1 protein-coding gene is annotated in these 1,697 nt (G+C 56.2%); it reads right to left on the bottom strand.

Features of this window, described 5'->3' with window-relative positions:
* Positions 1–358 precede the first annotated feature (358 nt).
* The gene (locus HMPREF0673_RS12450) at positions 359–1,576 is read right to left on the bottom strand and encodes an efflux RND transporter periplasmic adaptor subunit (protein WP_040597034.1); all 1,218 of its coding nucleotides are present in this window, start codon (positions 1,574–1,576) and stop codon (positions 359–361) included.
* Between the last annotated feature and the right edge of the window lie 121 nt (positions 1,577–1,697).

Here is a 1,697-nt window from a genome sequence, read left to right as displayed (position 1 = left end):
GGGTGCAGCTGTCTCAGCTGCACCAACCGAGCTGCCATTGCATCTTCCCACAGAATTCACAGAACACACAGAAGCCTCTTGCTGAAATGTACTCCCACAGAATTCACAGAATTTTCTTGCAGAGGAGAACTTCTGTGTATTCTGCGTGTTCCGTGGGACAATACTACGCAACCTAAACATCTGTGCCATCTGTGGGAGGATTATTAAGTGGGTGGCGTGGGTATGGCAGGGATGCCATACCCTCCTAAGTGTGTTCTGTGGAACAACACTGCGCACCGCTTGCTTGGTTGGTGCAGCAGAGACTGCTGCACCCCCTGAGAGAACTTCTGTGCATTCCGTCCCTCGTCTACTTCAGAAATTAATGATTATGGTTATGCGCTGGGATGGCGTTCGCAGCCGAAGCCAATCGTACTTGCACGGCACCCTTCGTCACGACGCGGTCGCCCTGCTTCACACCCGTGAGTATCTCCACACGCTCGCCGTCGCTCTCGCCGAGCGTCACCTCCTGCTTGCGGTAGCCCTCCGCGTCTATCTGCACGTAGACGAAGTGGATGCCCTGCTCCTCGGTGAGGGCGGTGAGGGGCAGTGTGATGACGTTCGGGCGGTCTTGGGTTATGAGGAATATCTCGGCGTAAGAACCCTGCACAACGTCGCCCGTGTTGTTGAACTCGAAGATGACGGGCAGGTACGAGTTGTTCACCTCTGCCGAGCGACCGTACGACTTTATGCGTCCGCCCATATCCGTGATGTCGTAGAGACGCTTGCTGTAGCTCGTGCGGAACTTCGCGCAACGTATCTTGTTCAGCTCATTGAAGTGGCGCTCGGGTATCTCGGCACGCAGGTAGAGGTGTTTGTTCTGCGTGATGATAGCGAGCGGCTGACCGGCTTCTACGTAGTCGCCACCGTTCACGAGACACTGCTTCACGTAGCCGCTGCGCGGAGCCGTCACCACTACTCCACCCGCGCTGCGCGTGCGCTGCATACTGTTATATGTGAGCTTCGCCGCCTCATACTCGGCTTTCGCCACGGCGAGATCCTTCTCGCTGATTATGCGGTCCTTAATGAGTATCTTCGCACGTGTGTAGTCGCGTTCGGCACGCTCGTAGTCGATGCGTGCACGTTGCACGGGGTCGCCCTCGGCGGTCTGCATACCGGCGGAGGTGATGGAGAACAGCGTGGTGCCGCTTGCCACCTTCAGTCCCTCGCTCACGTGGTTCTTGTACTGCACGCGTCCGCTGATGGTAGCCACGACGGTGGTCTCGTCGCACGATGCCGACATCACCTTTCCGCTCGTGTGTATCACGCCGTGGAACGTGCTGGGCTTCACCTCCTCCACCTTCACTCCGGCTGCACGGGCTTTCTCCGCAGAGAGTATTATCTCGTCGGCATGTGCGCCCTTCGCCTCTTTGCCTGCAAGCTCAGCCTCGTGGTCGTGTCCCTCCGCCTCGCTGTGCTCGTGGTCGTGGGCTGCATGTTCATGGTCTGCATGGTCGTGACCGTCGTGCGCATTGCTTCCGCAGGCGCTCATGCCCGCCACAAAGACTGCTGATAATAAGTAATAGGATATTCTTCTAATCATATTTCATTTGTTGTTAATCACTAAGAGAAAAATAATCTTTGACAAAGTTCGGAAAAATATTCTGCAACCTTGTTGCAAACTTCAAGGGGGTGCAGCTGTCTCCGCTCGGCTTTGCCGC

It is taken from the genome of Leyella stercorea DSM 18206, from assembly GCF_000235885.1.
Taxonomy (GTDB): Bacteria; Bacteroidota; Bacteroidia; order Bacteroidales; family Bacteroidaceae; genus Prevotella; species Prevotella stercorea.
The sequence above is the reverse complement of the archived record's forward strand: the minus strand, read 5'-3'. Positions and strand labels throughout refer to the sequence as shown.